This is a genomic window from Polynucleobacter sp. AP-Latsch-80-C2, assembly GCF_018882185.1.
GTDB lineage: Bacteria > Pseudomonadota > Gammaproteobacteria > Burkholderiales > Burkholderiaceae > Polynucleobacter.
The window spans coordinates 120694-142087 of sequence record NZ_JACVOY010000006.1 but is presented as its reverse complement, the minus strand read 5'-3'; the positions used below and the strand labels follow the sequence as shown (position 1 = coordinate 142087).

The window sequence follows — 21394 nt, the reverse complement described above, 5'->3', positions numbered from 1 at the left end:
AAAGGAATTCAATCATGGCAGCAAAAGACGTCGTATTTGGAGATAGCGCCCGTACCAAGATGGTAGAAGGCGTAAACATTCTCGCGAACGCAGTGAAAACAACTTTAGGACCAAAAGGTCGTAACGTTGTTATGGAGCGTTCATTTGGCGGCCCAACCATTACTAAGGATGGTGTATCCGTAGCAAAAGAAATCGAACTCAAAGACAAGCTCCAGAACATGGGTGCGCAGATGGTCAAGGAAGTTGCTTCTAAGACTGCTGACATCGCTGGTGACGGTACAACTACCGCTACTGTGTTAGCTCAATCCATCGTACGTGAAGGCATGAAATATGTTGTTTCAGGCCACAACCCAATGGACTTGAAGCGCGGTATTGATAAAGCAGTAACTGCAGCCCTTGAAGAACTCAAGAAAATTAGCAAGCCTTGCACCACTACTAAAGAAATCGCTCAAGTAGGCTCTATTTCTGCAAACAGCGACCATAGCATTGGTCAGCGCATTGCAGAAGCGATGGAAAAAGTAGGTAAAGAAGGCGTTATCACTGTTGAAGATGGCAAGTCTTTAGAAGACGAGCTCGAAGTTGTAGAAGGTATGCAGTTTGATCGCGGTTACCTCTCTCCTTATTTCATCAACCAACCAGAGAAGCAAGTAGCCGTATTGGAATCACCTTACGTTCTCTTGTTTGACAAGAAGATTGCCAATATCCGTGATTTGCTCCCAGTACTCGAGCAAGTAGCAAAGTCTGGCCGTCCATTGCTCATCATCGCTGAAGATGTTGAAGGCGAAGCCTTGGCAACTTTGGTTGTGAACAACATCCGCGGCATCATCAAGACTTGTGCTGTTAAGGCTCCAGGCTTTGGTGATCGTCGTAAAGCTATGTTGGAAGACATCGCGATTTTGACCGGCGGTACTGTAATTGCTGAAGAAATCGGCCTCACACTCGAGAAAACAACTCTTGAGCATTTAGGTCAAGCGAAGCGTATCGAAGTAGGCAAAGAAAACACTATCATCATTGACGGTGCTGGCGATGCTAAAGCGATCGAAGCGCGCGTGAAGAACATCCGTGTTCAGATCGAAGAAGCGACTAGCGATTACGACAAAGAAAAATTGCAAGAGCGCGTTGCTAAATTGGCAGGCGGTGTTGCAGTGATTCGTGTTGGTGCTGCTACTGAAGTCGAAATGAAAGAAAAGAAAGCCCGCGTTGATGACGCATTGCACGCTACTCGCGCTGCAGTGGAAGAGGGTATTGTTCCTGGCGGCGGCGTAGCTTTGTTACGTGCTATGCAAGGTATCAAAGGTCTTAAAGGCGACAACGCCGATCAAGACGCTGGTATCAGCATCGTATTGCGCGCTATGGAAGAGCCACTCCGCATCATCGTTTCTAATGCTGGTGACGAAGCAAGCGTAGTTGTAAATGCGGTATTGGCTAGCAAGGGCAATAACGGTTATAACGCTGCAACTGGCGAATACGGTGACCTCGTAGCTCAAGGTGTGATCGACCCAACTAAAGTAACTAAAACTGCATTGGTAAATGCAGCTTCTGTTGCAGCCTTGTTGTTGACCACTGATTGCGCTATCTGCGAAGCACCAAAGGATGATTCTACTGGTGGCGGTATGCCTGATATGGGCGGCATGGGTGGTATGGGTGGCATGGGCGGCATGATGTAATTCGCCTTACCTTCCACAGCTTACTTGCTGTAGAAACACAAACGCCTGGTTCACAAAACCAGGCGTTTTTTTGACCCCCAAAAAATGGGCATATGATTCAAAAAGCAGCATAAAGCACCAAGATGGTGATTTATTTAGTAATTACCCCTAGCGAATCTATAAAAATAACTAATCAATAAAAATTGGCTTCAATACATAGGAGATAAATATGAGTACAGCATCAAAGGGAAACCCGCTGAAGTCAAAGTGGGTTCAATTGGCTCTCGGCGTCATTTGCATGATGTCTATTTCAAGTCCTCAATATGTCTGGGCGCTATTCACTAAGCCCATCATGGGTCAACTGGGCGTTACCTTGACTGAATTGCAAGTGACTTTTTCCATTTTGATTGTGTTGCAAACATTCTTTTCACCTTTCCAAGGTTACTTGGTTGAAAAATTTGGCCCACGTTTATTGCTTTCTCTTGGAACAATCTTGACTGGATTGAGCTGGGTTTTATCTGCTAATCTCACCACCGTTTCTAGTCTCTACATTACCTATGGTGTTTTAGGTGGACTTGGAACTGGCATTGTTTATATCGGCGTAGTTGGTTTGATGGTGCGCTGGTTCCCAAATAATCGTGGCTTTGCAGTGGGCATGGTTGCTGCGGGTTATGGAATTGGCGCTTTACTGACTACCTTCCCTATTGCAACCAGCTTAGCTGAGTCAGGCCTGCAGGGGACCTTAACGGTCTTTGGTTACATCATTGGCGCAGTTGGCTTACTTGCAGCTCAAGGTATTCGTATGCCACACGCAGATCGTGTGCAAACAGCGGGTCAAATTGAGGCAGCAGCATCTGGTACATCACCAAAAACTATGCTCAAGACCCCTGTTTTTTGGTTGATGTTTTTGATGATGTCCATGATGTCTACATCAGGTTTGATGGTCATATCTCAAATGGGCGCATTTGCTAAAGATTTTGGAATTACTGCGGCCACGGTATTTGGAATGGCAGCTCTTCCCTTAGCTTTGACAATTGACCGAGTGACTAACGGTTTAACACGTCCTTTCTTTGGCTGGGTATCTGACCGTCTTGGTCGTGAATACACTATGACAATTGCCTTTGGTCTCGAAGCAGTGGCCATGTTCTTTTGGGTAATGACGCGTTCTGACCCTGTTATGTTTGTATTGTTATCCGGCATTGTGTTCTTTGGCTGGGGTGAAATTTTCTCCTTATTTCCATCCACTCTGACGGATACCTTTGGACAGAAACATGCGACTACCAACTATGGCTTCTTATATATGGCACAAGGTGTAGGTTCCATTATTGGAGGTCCTATTGCTGCATATATTCATGGAGCAGCGGATAGTTGGATGCCAGTATTTGCAATCATGATTGCTTTAGATGCTACAGCAGCAGTGCTCGCATTCTTTGTATTGCGCCCAATGCGTGCTAAATATATGAAGTTACAAGCGGCATAATTTAATTTAGTAGAGAATCAAAAGTATCGAAGTAAAAAGGTTGCTAATGGCAACCTTTTTACTTTCTTGCTACCCATATTTTTGCTACAGTAGAAGATCAATACAAAGAGGGTTTATATGATCTTTAATATATCGTGCTTGAAAAGGATCAATGGCTTGTTGTTGCTTCTTGGCTTGATGGCTTGTGCTCTAGGTACTTATGGGCATGCCGCAGAAACGACATCGCCCAAGTTTGAAAAGAGTATTTCCAACTTGCGCAATCAACGTTATTGCGAAGTCCTTTATGGCAAACGTGATTTTTTAAAATTAGAGGTTAAAGTTTTTAATACTCAGGGACTTAATCTTTGCCCTGAAGATCAGTGGAAGACCATTACCAAAGAATCCGTTGAAAAGGCCTATGGCGCTTCCTTCGTGGTTCTGAACGGCCCGCGTTACTGGATGATGGATGAGATTCAGGCGGCGGGTGATACCGTTAATCCAACCAAGGAATCGTTTAGTGGCATGGAGATGCATTTACGGGCCACCGTTCAATTAAATTTACTCAAGCAATTGATGGGCAGTAAGCAATTTTCTCCTAACGAAATTAGCCGCACTACCAACTTTGTCTATAAGGCTGGCACACCCATTTATGAGCTCAAATCACCTGCTGGTGATGCGTATGTCATGCAGTCGTATTCTCAAATCGTCAATCCCAATCTTGCGATGAGTGATTTGCCAGATCTAGCTAAGCAACTCAAGTTACCCGCTGGTTGGACTTATAAATCCAGAGTGTTGGATCAAGAGCTGTCGCTGATTGCAAATGGCATTGCTTATGTCTTGCAGGACAATTTATCCAATAGCTATCAAAGAAGATAAGCAGTAAAAGTATTCAGCCTCAATCAGGCTGAATGCCACCATCCTTAATGACCTTCTTCATTTTTATTAAGCCTTGGGCGATCATATTTTTTAAATGATCTGGGCCTAGCGGAACAAATTCAAAACCTTGAGAAATCAGTTGCTCGCGCAGCTTCGGATCTTTGAGCGCAGTTGCTAAAGATTCATTGAGTTTTTCAATTGCGGCTGGCGGTGTTCCTTTTGGCGCCAGTAACGCACCCCAAGTAGAGAACTCATAACCTTTCACGCTCTCATCAATGGTGGGGGCATTTGGCAAAAGCGGAGAACGGGTTTTACTAGCAACACCCAAGACCTTTAGCTTGCCCGCACGAATGTGGGGAAGGACAACTGAGAGGGCGCTAATCATTATGGGCACTTGTCCAGCCATCACATCAGTGACCGCTGCTGCAGCCCCGCGATAAGGAATATGCACAATGGGTGCGCCGGTATATTGACGAAAGATTTCCATACCAATATGTTGAGGGGATCCATTACCACCAGAGGCGTAGTCAATCTTTCCGGGCTTTTCTTTGGCAATACGCACTAAGTCTGCCGCTGTATTTCCTGGAAAGTTAGGATTCGCAACGAGTACGAAAGTAATAGCCGCTACTTCTGAGATCGGCGCAAAACTTTGCGCTGGATCGTAATCAATCTTTTTATAGAGATTGGGCAGCATCGTCAGAATACTGTCGTTAAAGACTCCTAGAACATAGCCTTCTGCAGGGCTCTGCGCTACCTTTGCGGTTCCAATTAAACCTGCGCCACCGGAAATATTTTCAATCGTGATGGCTTGACCCAAGTTCTCACCCATCTTTTGGGCAATAGGACGAAAGAGAATATCAACACCACTACCAGCTTGAAGCGGCATGATGGTTTGAATCGTTCGATTGGGGTAGTTATTTTGTGCGTTCGCAATGCCAAGGCTGCAGATGCAAATCAAAAAAGTGAGGAGGCTAGAAGATAGGGTTTTCATCGCTAACTCAATCTACCTGAATACCGGCTTTCTCAACTACCTTGCCCCAGCGGCCTTGCTCTACTTTGATGAAGGCAGCAAATTGCTCAGGAGTATCTCCAATTAATACGGCGCCATCTTCTAGCATGCGTTTTGAATCTTCTTTATTTTTAAGAGACTTGGCAATTTCTTTTTGGAGCTTATCAATAATGGGTTTTGGTGTACCTGCTGGTGCCATGATTCCGTACCATTGGGAGGTTTCAAAGCCCTTATAACCAGATTCAGCAATGGTGGGGACATTAGGCAGTACTTTGGATCTTTCTGAGGAGCCTACAGCCAAAGGGCGTAAGGCACCGCCGCTAATTTGTCCCATTAAGGAAGGAAGACCATTAAAGGTAGCTTGGATCTGCCCGCCAATCAGATCGGTCAACATTGGACCAGATCCTTTGTAGGGGACATGAACTAAATCAATACCGGCAACTGCAGAAAAGTATTCCATAGCAAGGTGGCCGGCACTACCATTGCCTGCAGAGCCATAATTAATTTTCCCAGGATTCTTTTTAGCATCGGCTACTAGGTCAGCTAATGTTTTATAGGGGCTCTTACTGCTTACGGCAATCACATTAGGTACTTTTGCAACCAAAGTTACTGGAGCAAAATCTTTATTGGAGTCATATGGTAACTTGCTGCCAAACAAAGCAGGGTTTACTGCAAGGGTGCCAACGTGACCCAAGATGAGGGTGTAGCCGTCCGGGTTGGCGCGCTTGACTTCTTCCATGGCAATGTTTCCAGCGCCACCAGGTTTGTTATCAACATAGACGGATTGACCTAAGCTTGTGGACAGGCTATTTGCCACTGAGCGCGCCACAATCTCCGAGGTGCCTCCTGTGGCGAATGGAACAACCAGGCGAATCGACTTCTCGGGGTAGGCTGCATGTGAAATTTGTGTGAGTACTAGGCCTGTAAACGCGGAAGCAATTAGAATCAGTTTTTTCACAGATGAGACCTTTTCGAGAGTATTTGTCTGACGGGGCAAATTTTGAATTTTGCTTATTTTTATTATGGTTAAAGTAACATTGAACCATGAATCCTGAAATAGGCTCCCTCCTAAATCAAGCACTTGAAGCGCTCAGAAACTCTAATCTAGAGACGGCGGAACTCTATTTAAAGCAGGTCTTGAGCCTAGAGCCAAATAACCCTGATGCATTAAGGTTTTTTGGGGTAGTGGCAGCCCAAAGCGCTCAATATGAAAATGCCAAAGCTTTTTTCTTGGCAACGATCAAGGTGGCTCCTGAATACGCAGTAGCCCATAGCAATCTTGGAAATGTCTATACGAAGTTAAGGCAATTTGATCAGGCGTTGGGCGCATATGAAGAAGCAACTCGTTTAGATCCTCAGAATGCTGAGAGTTGGTCCAATGCTGGGGTTGCCTTTTTTGAATTAAAACGATTCGAAGAGGCAATTGCACTCTATGAAAAAGCACTTGCCATAGATCCTAACTATGCAGAAGCGCTGTGTAATAAGGGCAATGCATTGGATGAGCTCAAGCGCTATGAAGAGGCCATAGGCTGTTATGAGCAGGCGCTATCGCTCAATCCTAATGTTGATTGGGCTGCAGGGGTTTGGATGTATTTGAAGCTCAAGGTTTCTGCATGGGAAAACCTCGAGGGCAATATTCAAGTTCTGCTTGCAAAAGTAGCTGCAGGCGAGAAGGTGAGCAACCCCTTTCCCTTGCTAGCGATGAGCGATGATCCTATGATCCATCGCCAAGCCTCGGCAATTTATGCGCATGATCAATTTCCCGCTAATCCTGCTTTAGGATTAATTCCAAAACATCCCAAAGGAGAGAAGATTCGCATTGGGTATTTTTCAGCGGATTTTCATAATCATGCGACAGGTTATTTATTGGCGGAGCTGATTGAGCTACATGATAAAAATCAGTTTGAGTTTATTGGTATTTCATTTGGACTAAGTCAAGGTGACGAGATGCGAACGCGCCTTGAAAAATCGTTTGATCAATTCATTGATGCCAGTGCAATGTCTGACCTCGAGATTGCGCAGCTGAGCCGTAATCTAAAAATCGATATCGCCGTGGACTTAAAAGGCTTTACGCAGAACTGCAGAGCTGGAATCTTTGCTTGTCGTGCAGCGCCGATTCAGGTAAGTTATTTGGGGTATCCAGGTACGATGAGTGCGAACTATATGGATTATCTGATCGCCGATAAAACTCTGATTCCAAAAGAGCTTCAACAAGCCTATTCGGAAAAGATTGCTTATCTTCCCAATAGCTATCAAGTCAATGATCGTAAAAGAACCATCTCGGATAGGGACTTTACGAGAGCAGAGCTTGGATTGCCAGAACAAGGCTTTGTCTTCTGCTCTTTTAATAACAACTACAAAATATTGCCAGCTATTTTTGAGGGTTGGATGAGAATTCTCAAAGCAGTAGAGGGAAGTGTGCTGTGGCTATATGAAGATAATGCAGCAGCAGTCCATCACTTACGACAAGAAGCAGAAAAGCAAGGCGTCAATCCCAGTAGATTGGTATTTGCCAAAAATATGCTGCTCGCTGAACATTTAGCTCGCCATCGACTAGCCGATTTATTTATCGATGCTTTTCCTTGTAATGCGCACACTACTGCTAGTGATGCTTTGTGGGCTGGATTGCCTGTACTCACATTGATGGGTAACTCTTTTGCTAGTCGCGTCGCAGCCAGCTTGTTAAACGCGATTGGTTTGCCTGAGTTGATTACCCATACTCAAGAAGAATATGAATCATTGGCGATAGCGTTGGGGAATAATCCTGAAAAGCTTGCTGCTCTCAAACAAAAGCTCGTAAACAATAGGCTAACAACCCGATTGTTTGATACCCCCCAATTTACAAAAGACCTTGAGCAGGCTTATGTTCAGATGTTTGAACGGTATCAGGCGGATCAACCGCCAGAAAATATTGAATAATTAAAAATTTCGGTATCAAGACTTAAAAGAACTAATCTTTAGGCACCCAAAACTCAGTTATCCAAGTCTGCCCACCTGTTTGTAGATCAATTGTTTTCAATTTGAAGTAATTGGCTTCTAGGATAGATTGCGGGATCATCGGATGAAAATCTTTAGTGGTGGCAATTAATTTAAATTTTTTATTAGCTATCTGACTATCGATGCCATCAAAATATGTTTTAAAGGCGCTGAAATAGCCATGCCTTCTTGGGAATAGGCTATCCAGTAATGCTGATGGGGTATCTAAGCCTACATAACATTCAGTATGTCCGTTATCTAACAAAATAGCATCGCTCATGACGGGCGCCAAGATGGGTGTAGAGATTAATTTTGGCCCCTGGATATCTGCAATGATTTGCTTTGCAAACACCCATTTCTGCAAAGCCTGTTCACTATAGATTGTGCGAAAGCTCAGTAGCTCTCCATGAAAAATACTAAAGACCAGGATTCCAGTGATAAAAAAAGCACTAGCAGCTTTTGATCTTAATCTAGATAGGGAAATCAATCCAATCACGATCAGGGCAGGTAAGGCTAATTGATAGTAGTAGCTTAAAAAAGATCCAGTATTGCGTCCCAATGGAATGAGGCATAGCGCCGCAATTAATAAGACCAAAAGATATAAGTTTTCTCCAGAGTTATAAGTAGTCTGCTTTTTTACTCTCCCCCAAAGGTAGATAAAGAGAAGAATGATGAGAGGCCAATATTGATTAAAGAAGAGAATCAGTTGAGTGCGAGCATGGCCCCAGCCTCCGCCAACAGCATAGAATTGGGCCAAAATGGTTGCGTAGAAATAGGCTGGAAAGAAGCGGCTTATGAGGAGGCTAGATAGCGCAAGCAGTCCCAAGAAGAGCAAGCCATAAGTTAGGGCCTTTTTAATTCCTGAGCTCGTAAAGAGAAAAAGAAAAATAGGCGCAACAATATAGACAAAATATTGCTTTGTATAAAAGGCCAGAACAGTTCCTAATGCAGCTACTAGGATTGAAGAAAAGCTTTGGGATTTTCTGATTTTGGCTAATACAAGTAAAACAATCAATAAGCCGCAGGAGGCAGGATTCAATATGAAGACTGCATTTGTTGCAGATCCAGTCCAAAGGATCGCAGCAAATCCTAGAATCGCTGGAAATAGTTGACCACTTAGATCAAAAATTTCATAGGCAATGACGAATGCAGTTAGCAAGATACATGCACATATGAATACTTTCGTCAGTAAAAATAGATCAATATGCAGTATGCTGCTTAAGCCTCCAGTCAGTAGCGGAACGACCAAACCATAAATATAAAAAAAGGGCGGTCCAGCAGAGAATGAGTATGGTGAAGACTGGCCATAAAGTGCATTACTGAGATCAATACTGCCCCAGTCTCTGTACTCCGTTGGAATGGGGTATTGGATGAGGTAGATACACTGAAAAATCCAAAAGCCAATAAAGTAGATAACAAAAACTAGGAAAAATTGCTGCAGTCTAGTAAGCGACTTAAATTGGTTGAGGATGAATGCAGACATATGGGACCTTAGATAGGAGATTTCGCCTTTTTAAGACCATTGGCTCGTAAGCGAATGAAATCTTGCATCGGCTTTTCATATCTTAAGTAAGTAACTCGTGACAGGTATAAGACTAGGGCCATATACACAATAAAGAAATACGGAGAATAAAAAGGGATGGCTATCCCAAAAGCTCCAAGCAACAAAACCATCAACAGCTGAAGTGGCAGATGGATGAGGTAGCTCGAATAAGTCATATTTCCCAGGGACTCGATCCAATTCCCAATTTTCTGAGAAACCTTAAACTCGATTGCGCTGATATAAATTAGGGCTGGGGCAAAGATGATTAAGAAAAAATGTTTGATTTGCTTAAAAGAATCTTCATTTAAAAATACAAGAGGGCTAATTACCAGCGCAAGACTTAATGCCAGAATCCATTTTTGGTATTTTGTGTGATCTGTAGCCTTGAATATCTGAGCGGTTAAACCACCTAGATAGAAGTAGATGATGCAATCCACGATAAATGATTCAGTCAGATTCTGGTATTTAATAAGCCCACCAATCAACAATACCAATAGTGTTAACCAAACGGCTTTTCCTAAATATCTCAAAACTAGAAAGAAAAATAGGTATACCAAGACCTCAACTGATATAGACCAAATAGGAGCATTGAAGCTAAATCCCTGACCACCCCAATTGCTTGCTAGGAAAAGCTGCAAAATAAAATGTTTTATGTCATTGTTGTGTTCTACAAAATAACTCCCGTGTTCTCCGAAGTAAATGATTTGTAGGGCCGCAATGATGATCAAGGTTGCAAAATGTAATGGGTAAAGTCTGGAAAGTCTTAGGACAAAAAATTTACTCCCACTAATGACTTTTTGATGGATAGCATCTTGGTATTTCCAGAAGAAAATAAAACCACTAATGCACCAAAAAAACTGAACACCTAATCCACCATAAACATAAAACCACTTAAAAAGTGAATAAAAGGGTTGTTGAGCTGCTTGATAATCCAAGATAAGACCAACATAGGCAAATTGTTGGTAGTGAAAAACTAAAATTGCCATAGCTGAAATAAACCTCAATACCTCAAGGCCAAGCAGTTTTTTCTCAGGGAGGGCAGTATTCACAATTTGTCTCTTATATTTTAGGGATATTGTACGGCGGCTATGATCAGGGCGTCACCATGACCAAGCTCTAGGCCGAGTTGATCCACCACATCTCTTGTATGCTCAGGCCATATCAGGGCAGGCTATTGAGAGTTACTCAAAAGATCCGGTATTTTTATATCAATTCTCTTGGTTTAATATTCAACAATGAATCCACAAATAGGCTTTCTTTTAAATAAATCACTTGAAGCACTGAGAGTCTCGAATTTAGAGTTGGCGGAGTTATATTTAAAACAAGCAAAAAGCATGCAGGCTAGTAACCCGCATGTTTTGAGGCTTCTTGGGGTTATTTGTGCCCAACGTAAGCAATATGCAGAGGCCCTGAAACACCTCAATGATTCCCTTAAAGCACTTCCAAAGAATTCAGTCGCTTTAAGTAATCTCGGTAATGTTTACCTTCAAATAAAAGAGTACGGCAACGCTCTTGAAGCTTATGACAAGTCCATTAGATTAGATGCAAAGTATGAAGAAGCTTGGTCTAATAAAGGTAATGCCCTGCATGAGCTTAAGCGTTATGAGGAGGCGATTGCCTGTCACGATAAAGCGATCAGTCTCAATCCTCACTATGCTGAGGCTTGGTCTAATAAGGGCAACGTCTTGGCTGAACTCAAGCGTTATGAAGAAGCAATTGCCTGTCACGATAAGGCAATTAATCTCAATCCCAACTATGCAGAAGCTTGGTCTAATAAGGGTAATGTTTTAAATGAACTCAAGCGTTATGACGAGGCATTTGCATCCCACGATAGAGCGCTGAGCTTAAAGAGCGACATTCCTTGGATATATGGGGATTTACTGCATACAAAGATGAGGGTATGTAGTTGGCCTGACTTCGAGGGTCACTTGGAAGCTATTACCCATCAAGTTTTAGCAAATGGGGAGGTGATCACTCCCTTGCCACTACTGTCTTTGACAGACAACGCTTTATTGCATAGAAAGTCTTCTGAGATTTATGTTCAATCAAAATATCCAGCTAAATCTGTTTTAGGGCCTATTCAAAAGCGTCCAGGAAGTCAAAAAATCCGCGTTGCTTACTTTTCGGCAGATTTTCATAATCATGCAACTGGGCATTTGATAGCCGAACTTTTTGAGCTGCATGATAAAAGTCAATTTGAATTCATTGGCTTTTCGTTTGGCCCAATAACAAACGATGAGATGCGCCAACGACTGGAAAAATCATTTGATCAGTTTATTGAGGTTGGCCATCAGTCGGATATGGAAATTGCTCAGTTAAGTAGAGAGCTCGGTATCGACATTGCTGTTGATTTAAAGGGTTTCACTCAAGACTCCAGAACCAGTATTTTTGCCCATAGAGCCGCTCCTATTCAGGTGAGCTATCTTGGCTATCCAGGCACCATGGGTGCTGAGTACATGGATTACATTGTTGCCGATAAAATCTTGATCCCTCAAGAAGCACAGCAGGCCTACTCAGAAAAGATTGCCTATTTACCCAATAGTTATCAGGTAAATGATAGAAAGCGCATCATTTCAGATAAACAATGTACAAGACAAGAGCTTGGGCTGCCTGAAAATGGATTTGTATTTTGCTGCTTCAATAATAATTTCAAAATACTTCCCGCAACTTTTGCTGGGTGGATGCGAATACTAAAGTCCGTTGAAGGTAGCGTCTTGTGGTTATTTCAAGATAATGCTTGGGCAGTCGAGAGTCTCAAACAAGAAGCTGCAAATCATGGCGTTGATCCAAGTAGGCTGGTGTTTGCTGAGCGTATGCCACTACCAGAGCATTTGGCTCGTCATCGTCAGGCAGATTTATTTCTAGATACATTTCCTTACAACGCTCACACCACGACTAGTGATGCCTTATGGGCTGGATTGCCTGTACTCACCTTGATGGGTAACTCTTTTGCTAGTCGCGTCGCAGCCAGCTTGTTAAACGCCATTGGTTTGCCTGAGTTGATTGCGAATAGCCAAGAGGAATATGAATCTTTGGCGATAGCGTTAGCTTCTAACCCAGAAAAGCTTGCTGCTCTCAAACAAAAGCTTGCAAACAATAGGCTAACAACCCCATTGTTTGATACCCCCCAATTTACAAAAGACCTTGAGCGGGCTTATGTTCAGATGTATGAACGGTATCAGGCAGATCAGCTGCCAGAACATCTATTTGCGGAATAAAAAAATCCCACCCAGATCCGGGTGGGATTTATATAAAAGCTTTACAGTTTAAGAAACTGACTTCACCATTTCTTCAACGACTTTCTTCGCATCACCGAAGACCATCATCGTTTTGTCCATGTAGAACAGTTCGTTATCCAGACCAGCATAACCAGCAGCCATTGAGCGCTTGTTCACGATGATCGTTTTAGCTTTGAAGGCTTCCAAGATTGGCATACCAAAGATTGGGCTGCCAGGAGTGCGTGCAGCTGGGTTCACCACGTCATTCGCGCCAAGTACTAATACAACGTCGGCTTGACCAAAATCACTGTTAATGTCTTCCATTTCAAATACTTGATCGTACGGAACTTCAGCTTCAGCCAAGAGTACGTTCATGTGACCAGGCATACGACCAGCAACTGGGTGAATTGCGTATTTCACTGTCACGCCATGGTGTGTGAGCTTTTCAGTCAACTCTTTGAGGGCATGCTGTGCACGCGCTACTGCTAAACCATAACCAGGAACGATGATGACAGTGTCAGCATTTTCCATGAGGAATGCAGCATCTTCAGGTGAGCCAGTTTTGTAGTTCTTTGGACCACCATCATCGCCACCACCAGCAGATGCTTCGGCACCAAAGCCGCCTAGCAATACAGCGAGGATGGAGCGGTTCATCGCCTTACACATAATGTAAGACAGAATCGCGCCTGATGAGCCTACGCATGCACCAGCAATAATCAACACTGGGTTGTTTAATGTGAAACCAATACCGGCTGCCGCCCAACCAGAGTAGCTGTTCAGCATTGAGACAACCACTGGCATATCTGCACCACCGATCGGGATGATCAAAGTGACACCCAATACCAACGCAATCGCGCACATTGCCAAGAAGGCTGCGTGGCTATCACCCATGTAATAAGCAATACCAGCACCTACCATGGAGATTGCCAAAACCAAGTTCAGCAAGTGTTGGCCAGTGAAGCTTACTGGCTTGCCACTGACCTTGCCGGATAACTTGCCGAAAGCAATGACAGATGCAGTAAAGGTAATGGCGCCAATGAATGCGCCAATAAAGAGTTCTATCTTCTGCGCGCCAGTATGGTCATGCGCTGGATTAAATACCGCTGCAATAGCGATCAAGACAGCAGACAAACCTACAAAGGAGTGCATCAAGGCAACAAGCTCAGGCATCTTGGTCATCTGGACGCGTTTAGCAGCAATCGTACCGATGATGGCGCCACCAACAATTGCAAAACCAATCAAAGAAAGTACTGGCTTAAAGTCAGGAATGAAGAAGGTGGTAATAACGGCCAAGAGCATACCAATCATGCCGAAGGTATTGCCTTGGCGTGAAGTAGTAGGCGATGACAGTCCGCGCAGTGCCAAAATAAATAGCACTGATGAAATGAGGTAAGAAATAGCGGTGATGTTTGACATTATTTTGGTCTCTATTAGTCTCTATACAGGTCTTGTTCTAGTGTTATTTAGTTCCGGCTGCATCAGCCTTAGGAGCTTTTTTCTTGAACATCTCTAGCATGCGACGGGTGACCATAAAGCCACCAAAAATATTGATAGATGCGAGGAATACTGCTACTGCACCAATGATGCTGGTGAGGGTAATCTCGTCACCACCGATCACTTCAGTTTGCAGCAAGGCGCCAACAATGATGATTCCAGAGATAGCGTTTGTTACGGCCATCAAAGGAGTATGCAGTGCTGGGGTTACGTTCCACACCACGTGGTAGCCAACAAAAATGGCCAATACGAATACAGTGATGTTTTGGACTGTGAGGATGCTTTGAAAGGCAGCGAGATCCATAATATTTCCTTAGAATTTTCTACTATTAGTTTTTACGGATGGCTTGACCATCACGACACATTAAGCAAGCAGTAACGATGTCATCATCGGTTGGGATCACTAACTTTGCATCTTTATCCACAATCAACTTGAGGAAGTCGAGCAAGTTACGTGAGTACAGTGCTGAAGAATCTGCTGCAACCATGCTGGCTAGGTTGGTGTATCCCACAATCTTGACACCATTTGCATCAACCACTTTATCGGCTTGAGTGAGCGGGCAGTTGCCTGATCCGTTATCACCTTTGCCGGCGGCCAAGTCGATCACTACGGAGCCCGGTTTCATATTGGCAACCGTATCGCTGTGCAAGAGAACTGGAGGCTTACGGCCTGGAATCAATGCAGTCGTAATCACGATGTCAGCTTGTTGAGCACGCTCAGCAACTAAAGCTGCTTGACGCTTCATCCAGGCTTCCGGCATTGGACGGGCATAGCCGCCAACACCTTGAGCAATCTCACGCTCTTCATCGGTTTCATAAGGCACATCAACAAACTTTGCACCCAAAGATTCAATTTGTTCTTTAGCGGCAGGGCGTACATCCGATGCTTCAATTACAGCGCCAAGACGTTTAGCGGTAGCAATTGCTTGGAGGCCGGCAACACCAGCACCCAGAATTAATACACGGGCTGCCTTAACAGTACCTGCAGCCGTCATCAACATTGGCATAAAGCGTTGATACTCATTCGCCGCAACCATGACTGCTTTGTAACCAGCAATGTTTGCTTGTGATGAAAGTACGTCCATGCTTTGTGCGCGAGTGGTACGAGGTGCGGCCTCTAATGAGAATGCAGTCACACCTTGAGCAGCCATCGCAGCAATATTGTCGTTATCAAATGGATCGAGCATGCCCATGAGCACGCTACCCGCTTTGATTTGTTTTAACTCTGCCGCTTCAGGAGCTCGTACTTTAAGAACTAGCTCGGCGCTAAATGCATCTGCAGCGCTACCAATAGTGGCACCAACAGCTTCGTATGCGGAGTCAGGTTGACTAGCCTTAACGCCAGCATCCTTTTGAATGACGACGGTGTTACCTTGGCTAATCAGTTTTTTAACGGTTTCTGGTGTAGCGGCTACTCGAGTTTCCCCGGGCCTTGTTTCCAGTGGCACTCCTATGCGCATGGCATGTCTCCAAAAGCAAAATTTATAAAAAATCTATTTTAGTTAAATAGGCAAAATTGCGCCGATTTACTTACCCCCTAGACCATCAGCCCTGTTTTAGGCCAAATTCCTGTGGAATCGGACTAAGACTTCTACAATGGGGTCTGTCAGCTTATATTGAATTTTCGCATTTTTTGATGATCCCGCTCAATTCTTCCTCAATACCGCCCACAAATCCCAAGAAAGTCGTCATTGGCATGTCTGGAGGGGTGGATTCATCGGTTGCCGCCTGGATGCTTAAAGAGCAGGGCTACGAAGTGGTGGGCCTCTTTATGAAAAATTGGGAGGATGACGACAACGATGAATATTGCTCAGCCCGTCAAGATTGGCTGGATGTTGTCTCAGTAGCTGATTTGATTGGCATCGATGTCGAGGTAGTGAACTTTGCCGCTGAATACCGTGAAAGAGTCTTTGCCGACTTTTTGCGTGAATATGCCGCAGGGCGAACCCCCAATCCCGATGTCCTTTGTAATGCCGAAATCAAGTTCAAAGCATTCTTAGATCACGCGATGAGTTTGGGTGCTGATGCGATTGCTACCGGTCACTATGCCAGAGTGCGTCATGTAGCTGGCAAAGTGCAATTATTAAAAGCGGTGGATGCTAGCAAAGATCAAAGTTACTTTTTACATCGCTTGACGCAAAGTCAATTAGCAAATGTTTTATTTCCGCTTGGAGAAATTCCAAAAACCGAGGTGCGCGAGATTGCAGAAAAAATTGCTTTACCGAATGCACGCAAAAAAGATTCCACCGGAATTTGCTTTATTGGCGAACGTCCTTTTAGAGAATTCTTAAACCGTTATCTACCAACTACGCCTGGTCCTATTAAGACGCCAGAAGGTAAAGTAGTTGGTGAACATATGGGTTTGGCTTTCTTTACCTTGGGACAGCGCAAAGGCATTGGACTAGGCGGTAGCCAGGACGGTAATGGCGATGCTTGGTATGTGGCGCGCAAGGATGTCGCAAACAACACTCTCTATGTGGCGCAAGGCCATGAACACCCATGGTTATTGGCTAACAGGCTTGAAGCAATTGATGCAAGTTGGGTTGCAGGAAGTGCACCGGCTTCAGGAAATTATTCGGCGAAGACGCGTTACCGTCAAAGCGATTCTGCTTGCGCAATCAGTGGTGGCAAAGAAGGACCACTCAGTTTTGCATTAAGTTTTCCGGATGCACAGTGGGCAGTCACACCAGGGCAATCAGCCGTTTTATACGACGGTGATATTTGTCTGGGTGGCGGAATTATTTCCGCCTAAAAATTAAAACTTACGCCGCAGGTGGGGCAGTTTCAACAAACGAAGCTCTCTGCATTAATTTTTGATAGAGGCGATCAAGATTGGGGTATTGCGTTTGCCATTTCACTTCTGGAAAGCGCAACAATAAATATCCAATCGCACAACCAACAGCAATGTCTGCCAAAGTCATTTGATTGCCATGACACCAAGCATTTTCACCAAGATGCTCAGACATCTGACGTAATGCAGTGTCAATTTTGCCCATTTGACGATCTACCCACACTTGGCTTTGCTGTTCTGCCGGGCGCAAGGTGAGCTCTAAGCGCGCCAAAATGCCCGCATCCATAATTCCGTCAGATAGGGCTTCCCAAGTCTTTACAGAGGCACGATCACGGGTATCTGCTGGAATAAGCTTAGATACGGGGCTCAGTCCATCAGCGTACTCAGCGATCACGCGCGAGTCATAAATGACCCCGCCATCATCCAAAACCAGGCAAGGAACCTTGCCTAAAGGGTTGGTTTGGCCAATGATGGTGTCGGGAGACCAAACGTTTTCCAGTACATGGTCAACATCAAGCTTTTTTTCCGAGAAAACAATGCGTACTTTGCGTACGTAGGGGCTGGTAAGGGATCCGATGAGTTTCATGGGCACAGTATAGCCATCCTGAGGAAGGCTGGCAGAACGCATTAAAATCAGGTTTTATTGACATATTCAGTGCAAAGGCAATATCCGTGAGTCAGCCGCTTTCAACCCTTAATGCCCTTTCCCCCTTAGACGGCCGCTACGCCGGAAAATTAGATGCGCTTCGCCCTTGGTTATCCGAGGCTGCCTTTATGCGCCAACGGGTATTTGTCGAGATTCATTGGCTGTTGGCTTTGGCATCTGCCGGCCTAGCTGATGTTCCAAAAATCAGCGCTGCCGACGAAGTCTTCTTGCTTTCTCTTACCGAGAATTTCTCGGATGCGGATGCTCAGCGAATTAAAGATATTGAAGCAGTCACCAATCATGACGTGAAGGCTGTTGAATATTTCTTAAAAGAAAAAGTTTCAGGACGTCCCGACTTACTAAAGGCTAGCGAGTTCATTCATTTCGCCTGTACCTCTGAAGATATTAATAACACCTCGCATGGTTTGATGTTGCGTGGCGCACGTGATGAAGTGCTCTTGCCGCAGTTAAACAAGATTTTGTCTGTGCTCACTGATTTAGCGCTTGAGAATGCTAAGGTGCCATTGTTATCGCGTACTCATGGTCAACCTGCCTCCCCAAGCACCTTGGGTAAAGAAATCGCCAATATTGCTAAGCGTTTGGAGCGTGCGATTGCCTCTATCGCTGCCGCACCACTCCTTGGCAAGATGAATGGCGCAGTGGGTAATTACAACGCGCACATTTCTGCGTACCCAGATTTTGATTGGGAAAATTTTTCTAAAGGCGTTGTTGAGAAACGTCTCGGTTTAACGTTCAACCCGTACACCATTCAGATTGAGCCGCATGATGGTATGGCGCAATTGTTTGATGCGATTGCTCGTGCTAACACTATCCTCTTGGATATGGACCGTGATTTCTGGGCTTACATTTCTGTTGGTTACTTTAAGCAACGTACTAAGGCAGGTGAGATTGGTTCTTCAACCATGCCGCATAAAGTAAACCCAATTGACTTTGAAAACTCTGAAGGTAATTTGGGTGTGGCAAATGCCTTGTTGCGCCACCTCGCAGAAAAATTACCTATCTCCCGTTGGCAGCGCGACCTTACTGATTCCACAGTGTTACGCAATTTAGGCCCTGCGTTTGGTCACAGCGTTTTAGCGTATGACAGCGCATTACGTGGTTTGGGCAAACTAGAAGTGAATCATGCTGCTATTGCTGCTGACTTAGGCGCGTGCTGGGAGGTGTTGGCAGAACCCGTCCAGACAGTGATGCGTCGTTATGGCATTGAGAATCCGTATGAGCAGCTAAAAGAACTCACTCGCGGTAAAGGCATCAATCAGGCTGATTTGCAGAACTTCATTCGTGGATTGAAAATCCCCGATGATGCAAAAGCCCGTCTCTTAGAAATGACACCGTCTTCTTATTTAGGTAAGGCGGTCGAGTTGACCGAACGTCTGAAAAAGTGAGTCTGACTCCCGCTTCAGAATACGGGGCACGTCCCCGTGTTTGGTTTGCAGCGTATCAATTGCTTTGGCATCTCTTATTGCCATTAGCTTTCATCCGCCTTGCCTGGCGGTCACGCCATGCTTTTTCTTACTTACACCACATTCCTGAGCGCCTTGGCTTTGGCTATAGCAAGCCCGTTACCAAGGGTGTCGTGTGGATTCATGCGGTATCAGTAGGTGAGACCCGCGCAGCGCAACCCCTGATTGATGCTTATCTTGCCAAAGGCGAATCCATTTTGCTGACGCACATGACGCTCAATGGTCGCCGTACTGGCAAGCAGTTGTTTGGTAAAGAGATCGTAGCAGGCAAGATTCGTCAGGTATATCTGCCTTATGACCTGTGTTGGTCTGTTGAACATTTTTTGAATACCTTCGCACCCAAGCTTGGACTCTTCATGGAAACCGAAGCTTGGCCTACCGTGGTGTTTCGTTGTGCTGACAAAGGTTTGCCTTTGTTCTTAGTGAATGCGCGCCTCTCCGAGCGAAGTGCACGTCGTGTAAATCAATTTGGTAAGGCAGGGCGCGCTTTGTTTCAGGCGTTTGCCGGTATCTTGGCTCAGACAGAATTTGATGCGCAGCGCTACCGCAGTCTTGGCGTTAAAGATATTGAGGTAGTGGGTAATTTGAAGTTTGATGTGCCACTTGATCCTGCTTTAGTGAAGCAAGGTAAAGCATGGCAAGAAAATTTACACGCAAGTCATCGTTTAATGGTGTGTGCTGCCAGTACCCGTGATGGTGAGGAAGCCATCATCTTGAAAGCCTGGAAAGATTTATTGCTCAATCATGCTTTTGATATGCCACCCTTGTTGTGTATCGTGCCGCGTCATCCTGAGCGCTTCACTGAAGTGGCTGATCAGATTCATGCGACTGGATTGAAATTTCGCAGACGCACTGAGTGGCAGGACATTCCTAAAGACAATGCCGACCTAGATGTAGTTTTAGGCGACTCCATGGGTGAGATGCCAATGTATTACAGTGCCGCAGACTTAGTGGTGATGGGTGGAAGTCTCTTGCGCTTTGGTGGTCAGAATTTGATTGAGGCCTGCGCTGCTGGATGCCCAGTCTTGCTGGGTGAGCATACTTACAACTTTCAACAAGCATCTATTGATGCCCTAGATGCAGGTGCTGCGAAACGAATCAAAGGGGATTTGCTACTTGGTGAACCCATCGCATTGATGGAGGCCTTGAAGTCTTTATTACTGAATCCGGCTGAGTTAGCGCAGATGGCGAGTGCTGCAAAGACTTATTCAGTGGAACATCAAGGTGCGACAAATAGAATTATTGCCGCCCTTGATCATCAAAACTTTACGCTTGCTTAGACTCTAGCACCAAAGTTAGGGTCGTCGTTGCGGGAGTTGTCATCTGGTTTTTTGTCGCCCTTGACTAAATCTTCGCGGGTGACACCCAGCCACATTGCCAAGGCTGCGGCAACGAATACTGAAGAGTAAATACCAAACAAAATACCAATGGTCAGTGCCAACGCAAAGTAGAACAGGGTTGGGCCACCAAATATCAACATCGCTAGAACCATCATTTCAGTACTACCGTGAGTAATAACGGTACGGCTGATGGTGCTGGTAATTGCGTTATCAATAATTTCGCGCGTGTTCATCTTGCGGTACTTGCGGAAGTTTTCGCGAATACGGTCAAAGATCACCACAGACTCGTTTACGGAGTAGCCTAAGACTGCCAACACTGCAGCGAGCACTGAGAGTGAAAACTCCCACTGGAAAAAGGCAAAGAAGCCCAAGATGATCACAATGTCATGTAAGTTCGCGATGATGCCGGCTAAAGCGAATTTCCACTCAAAGCGGAATGAGAGATACACCACGATGCCAATGATCACAAAGATCAGCGCTTTCAGACCGTCAATAGCCAATTCTTGACCAACTTGCGGACCTACGAACTCAACGCGCTGAAGCTTAACGCCAGTAGCGCTTGGGTCAAGCGCTTGCATTACCGCAGTGCTTTGATCGGCAGAAGAAATCAGTTTACCTTCAGCATCTTTTTGTAATGGCAGACGAATCATCACATCGCGTGAGCTACCAAAGTTTTGAATCTGCGTATCTGCATAGCCTAACTTTTCTACTTTAGTGCGGATGGAATCGAGCGGAGCTGTTTGGGGATAGCTCACCTCCATTACGGTACCGCCGGTAAATTCGATAGAAAGATGTAAACCGTTATGCCAGAGGAAAAAGACTGCTGCTAAGAAGGTGATGAGAGAAATCGCATTAAGCACCAATGCATGGCGCATAAATGGAATATCTTTTTTGATGCGAAAAAATTCCATG

General features: G+C 44.8%; 17 protein-coding genes. 8 read left to right on the top strand and 9 right to left on the bottom strand.

Annotated features, from left to right (window positions below):
• The first annotated feature begins 14 nt into the window (after window positions 1–14).
• The 3 genes from groL to ICN47_RS08340 all read left to right on the top strand — a co-directional run bounded on the left by groL (window position 15) and on the right by ICN47_RS08340 (window position 3981).
• Entirely contained in the window at window positions 15–1667 is a 1653-nt protein-coding gene (groL, locus tag ICN47_RS08350; protein ID WP_216219471.1) for a chaperonin GroEL, read from the top strand.
• Between the two features lie 208 nt (window positions 1668–1875).
• Window positions 1876–3126: an oxalate/formate MFS antiporter gene (gene oxlT / locus ICN47_RS08345; RefSeq protein ID WP_216219470.1), complete on the top strand. Its 1251-nt coding sequence runs from the start codon at window positions 1876–1878 to the stop codon at window positions 3124–3126.
• Between the two features lie 156 nt (window positions 3127–3282).
• The gene (locus ICN47_RS08340) at window positions 3283–3981 is read left to right on the top strand and encodes a hypothetical protein (protein WP_216219469.1); all 699 of its coding nucleotides are present in this window, start codon (window positions 3283–3285) and stop codon (window positions 3979–3981) included.
• A gap of 19 nt (window positions 3982–4000) precedes the next feature.
• Here the strand turns inward: ICN47_RS08340 and ICN47_RS08335 are convergent, their stop codons facing one another.
• The gene (locus ICN47_RS08335; protein ID WP_216219468.1) at window positions 4001–4972 is read right to left on the bottom strand and encodes a tripartite tricarboxylate transporter substrate binding protein; all 972 of its coding nucleotides are present in this window, start codon (window positions 4970–4972) and stop codon (window positions 4001–4003) included.
• Between the two features lie 7 nt (window positions 4973–4979).
• Window positions 4980–5948, bottom strand: coding sequence for a Bug family tripartite tricarboxylate transporter substrate binding protein (locus ICN47_RS08330; protein ID WP_370626290.1), 969 nt, complete (start codon window positions 5946–5948; stop codon window positions 4980–4982).
• Between the two features lie 86 nt (window positions 5949–6034).
• Between ICN47_RS08330 and ICN47_RS08325 the strand changes: the two genes are divergently transcribed.
• Complete coding sequence (locus ICN47_RS08325; protein WP_216219467.1) at window positions 6035–7909, top strand: tetratricopeptide repeat protein; 1875 nt, start codon at window positions 6035–6037, stop codon at window positions 7907–7909.
• A 31-nt stretch (window positions 7910–7940) separates the two neighbouring features.
• Here ICN47_RS08325 and ICN47_RS08320 read toward each other — a convergent pair whose 3' ends face one another.
• Entirely contained in the window at window positions 7941–9449 is a 1509-nt protein-coding gene (locus ICN47_RS08320; RefSeq protein ID WP_216219466.1) for a hypothetical protein, read from the bottom strand.
• 8 nt (window positions 9450–9457) lie between these two features.
• Window positions 9458–10558, bottom strand: coding sequence for an acyltransferase (locus ICN47_RS08315; RefSeq protein ID WP_216219465.1), 1101 nt, complete (start codon window positions 10556–10558; stop codon window positions 9458–9460).
• 186 nt (window positions 10559–10744) lie between these two features.
• On the opposite strand from ICN47_RS08315, the gene ICN47_RS08310 reads away from it, so the two are divergent.
• Complete coding sequence (locus ICN47_RS08310; RefSeq protein ID WP_216219464.1) at window positions 10745–12727, top strand: tetratricopeptide repeat protein; 1983 nt, start codon at window positions 10745–10747, stop codon at window positions 12725–12727.
• Window positions 12728–12775: 48 nt separating this feature from the next.
• Here ICN47_RS08310 and ICN47_RS08305 read toward each other — a convergent pair whose 3' ends face one another.
• The 3 genes from ICN47_RS08305 to ICN47_RS08295 are packed head-to-tail and all read right to left on the bottom strand — an operon-like array spanning window position 12776 to window position 15681.
• Entirely contained in the window at window positions 12776–14143 is a 1368-nt protein-coding gene (locus ICN47_RS08305) for an NAD(P)(+) transhydrogenase (Re/Si-specific) subunit beta (RefSeq protein ID WP_216219463.1), read from the bottom strand.
• 43 nt (window positions 14144–14186) lie between these two features.
• Window positions 14187–14525, bottom strand: a complete 339-nt coding sequence (locus ICN47_RS08300; protein ID WP_011903634.1) for a proton-translocating transhydrogenase family protein — start codon at window positions 14523–14525, stop codon at window positions 14187–14189.
• A 25-nt stretch (window positions 14526–14550) separates the two neighbouring features.
• On the bottom strand, window positions 14551–15681 hold the full coding sequence (locus ICN47_RS08295; protein ID WP_216219462.1) for a Re/Si-specific NAD(P)(+) transhydrogenase subunit alpha: 1131 nt from the start codon (window positions 15679–15681) through the stop codon (window positions 14551–14553).
• 176 nt (window positions 15682–15857) lie between these two features.
• On the opposite strand from ICN47_RS08295, the gene mnmA reads away from it, so the two are divergent.
• Entirely contained in the window at window positions 15858–16973 is a 1116-nt protein-coding gene (gene mnmA, locus ICN47_RS08290; protein ID WP_216219461.1) for a tRNA 2-thiouridine(34) synthase MnmA, read from the top strand.
• Window positions 16974–16983: 10 nt separating this feature from the next.
• Here the strand turns inward: mnmA and ICN47_RS08285 are convergent, their stop codons facing one another.
• Complete coding sequence (locus ICN47_RS08285; RefSeq protein WP_216219520.1) at window positions 16984–17598, bottom strand: glutathione S-transferase N-terminal domain-containing protein; 615 nt, start codon at window positions 17596–17598, stop codon at window positions 16984–16986.
• A gap of 86 nt (window positions 17599–17684) precedes the next feature.
• Between ICN47_RS08285 and purB the strand changes: the two genes are divergently transcribed.
• Window positions 17685–19064 (top strand): adenylosuccinate lyase, encoded by a 1380-nt coding sequence (purB, locus tag ICN47_RS08280; protein ID WP_216219460.1) that lies wholly within the window; start codon window positions 17685–17687, stop codon window positions 19062–19064.
• Complete coding sequence (locus ICN47_RS08275; protein ID WP_216219459.1) at window positions 19061–20422, top strand: 3-deoxy-D-manno-octulosonic acid transferase; 1362 nt, start codon at window positions 19061–19063, stop codon at window positions 20420–20422. The genes purB and ICN47_RS08275 overlap by 4 nt, the downstream gene beginning before the upstream one ends.
• On the opposite strand, the gene secF is transcribed toward ICN47_RS08275, so the two are convergent.
• Window positions 20419–21393 (bottom strand): protein translocase subunit SecF, encoded by a 975-nt coding sequence (gene secF, locus ICN47_RS08270; RefSeq protein ID WP_216219458.1) that lies wholly within the window; start codon window positions 21391–21393, stop codon window positions 20419–20421. The genes ICN47_RS08275 and secF overlap by 4 nt on opposite strands.
• Between the last annotated feature and the right edge of the window lies 1 nt (window position 21394).

Bases quoted from the DNA above. Each gene is read 5' to 3' on its own strand.
- groL (WP_216219471.1), top strand. From the start codon at position 15: ATGGCAGCAAAAGACGTCGTATTTGGAGATAGCGCCCGTACCAAGATG.
- oxlT (WP_216219470.1), top strand. From the start codon at position 1,876: ATGAGTACAGCATCAAAGGGAAACCCGCTGAAGTCAAAGTGGGTTCAA.
- ICN47_RS08335 (WP_216219468.1), bottom strand. From the start codon at position 4,972: ATGAAAACCCTATCTTCTAGCCTCCTCACTTTTTTGATTTGCATCTGC.
- ICN47_RS08325 (WP_216219467.1), top strand. From the start codon at position 6,035: ATGAATCCTGAAATAGGCTCCCTCCTAAATCAAGCACTTGAAGCGCTC.
- ICN47_RS08320 (WP_216219466.1), bottom strand. From the start codon at position 9,449: ATGTCTGCATTCATCCTCAACCAATTTAAGTCGCTTACTAGACTGCAG.
- ICN47_RS08310 (WP_216219464.1), top strand. From the start codon at position 10,745: ATGAATCCACAAATAGGCTTTCTTTTAAATAAATCACTTGAAGCACTG.
- ICN47_RS08305 (WP_216219463.1), bottom strand. From the start codon at position 14,143: ATGTCAAACATCACCGCTATTTCTTACCTCATTTCATCAGTGCTATTT.
- ICN47_RS08300 (WP_011903634.1), bottom strand. From the start codon at position 14,525: ATGGATCTCGCTGCCTTTCAAAGCATCCTCACAGTCCAAAACATCACT.
- ICN47_RS08295 (WP_216219462.1), bottom strand. From the start codon at position 15,681: ATGCGCATAGGAGTGCCACTGGAAACAAGGCCCGGGGAAACTCGAGTA.
- mnmA (WP_216219461.1), top strand. From the start codon at position 15,858: ATGATCCCGCTCAATTCTTCCTCAATACCGCCCACAAATCCCAAGAAA.
- ICN47_RS08285 (WP_216219520.1), bottom strand. From the start codon at position 17,598: ATGAAACTCATCGGATCCCTTACCAGCCCCTACGTACGCAAAGTACGC.
- secF (WP_216219458.1), bottom strand. From the start codon at position 21,393: ATGGAATTTTTTCGCATCAAAAAAGATATTCCATTTATGCGCCATGCA.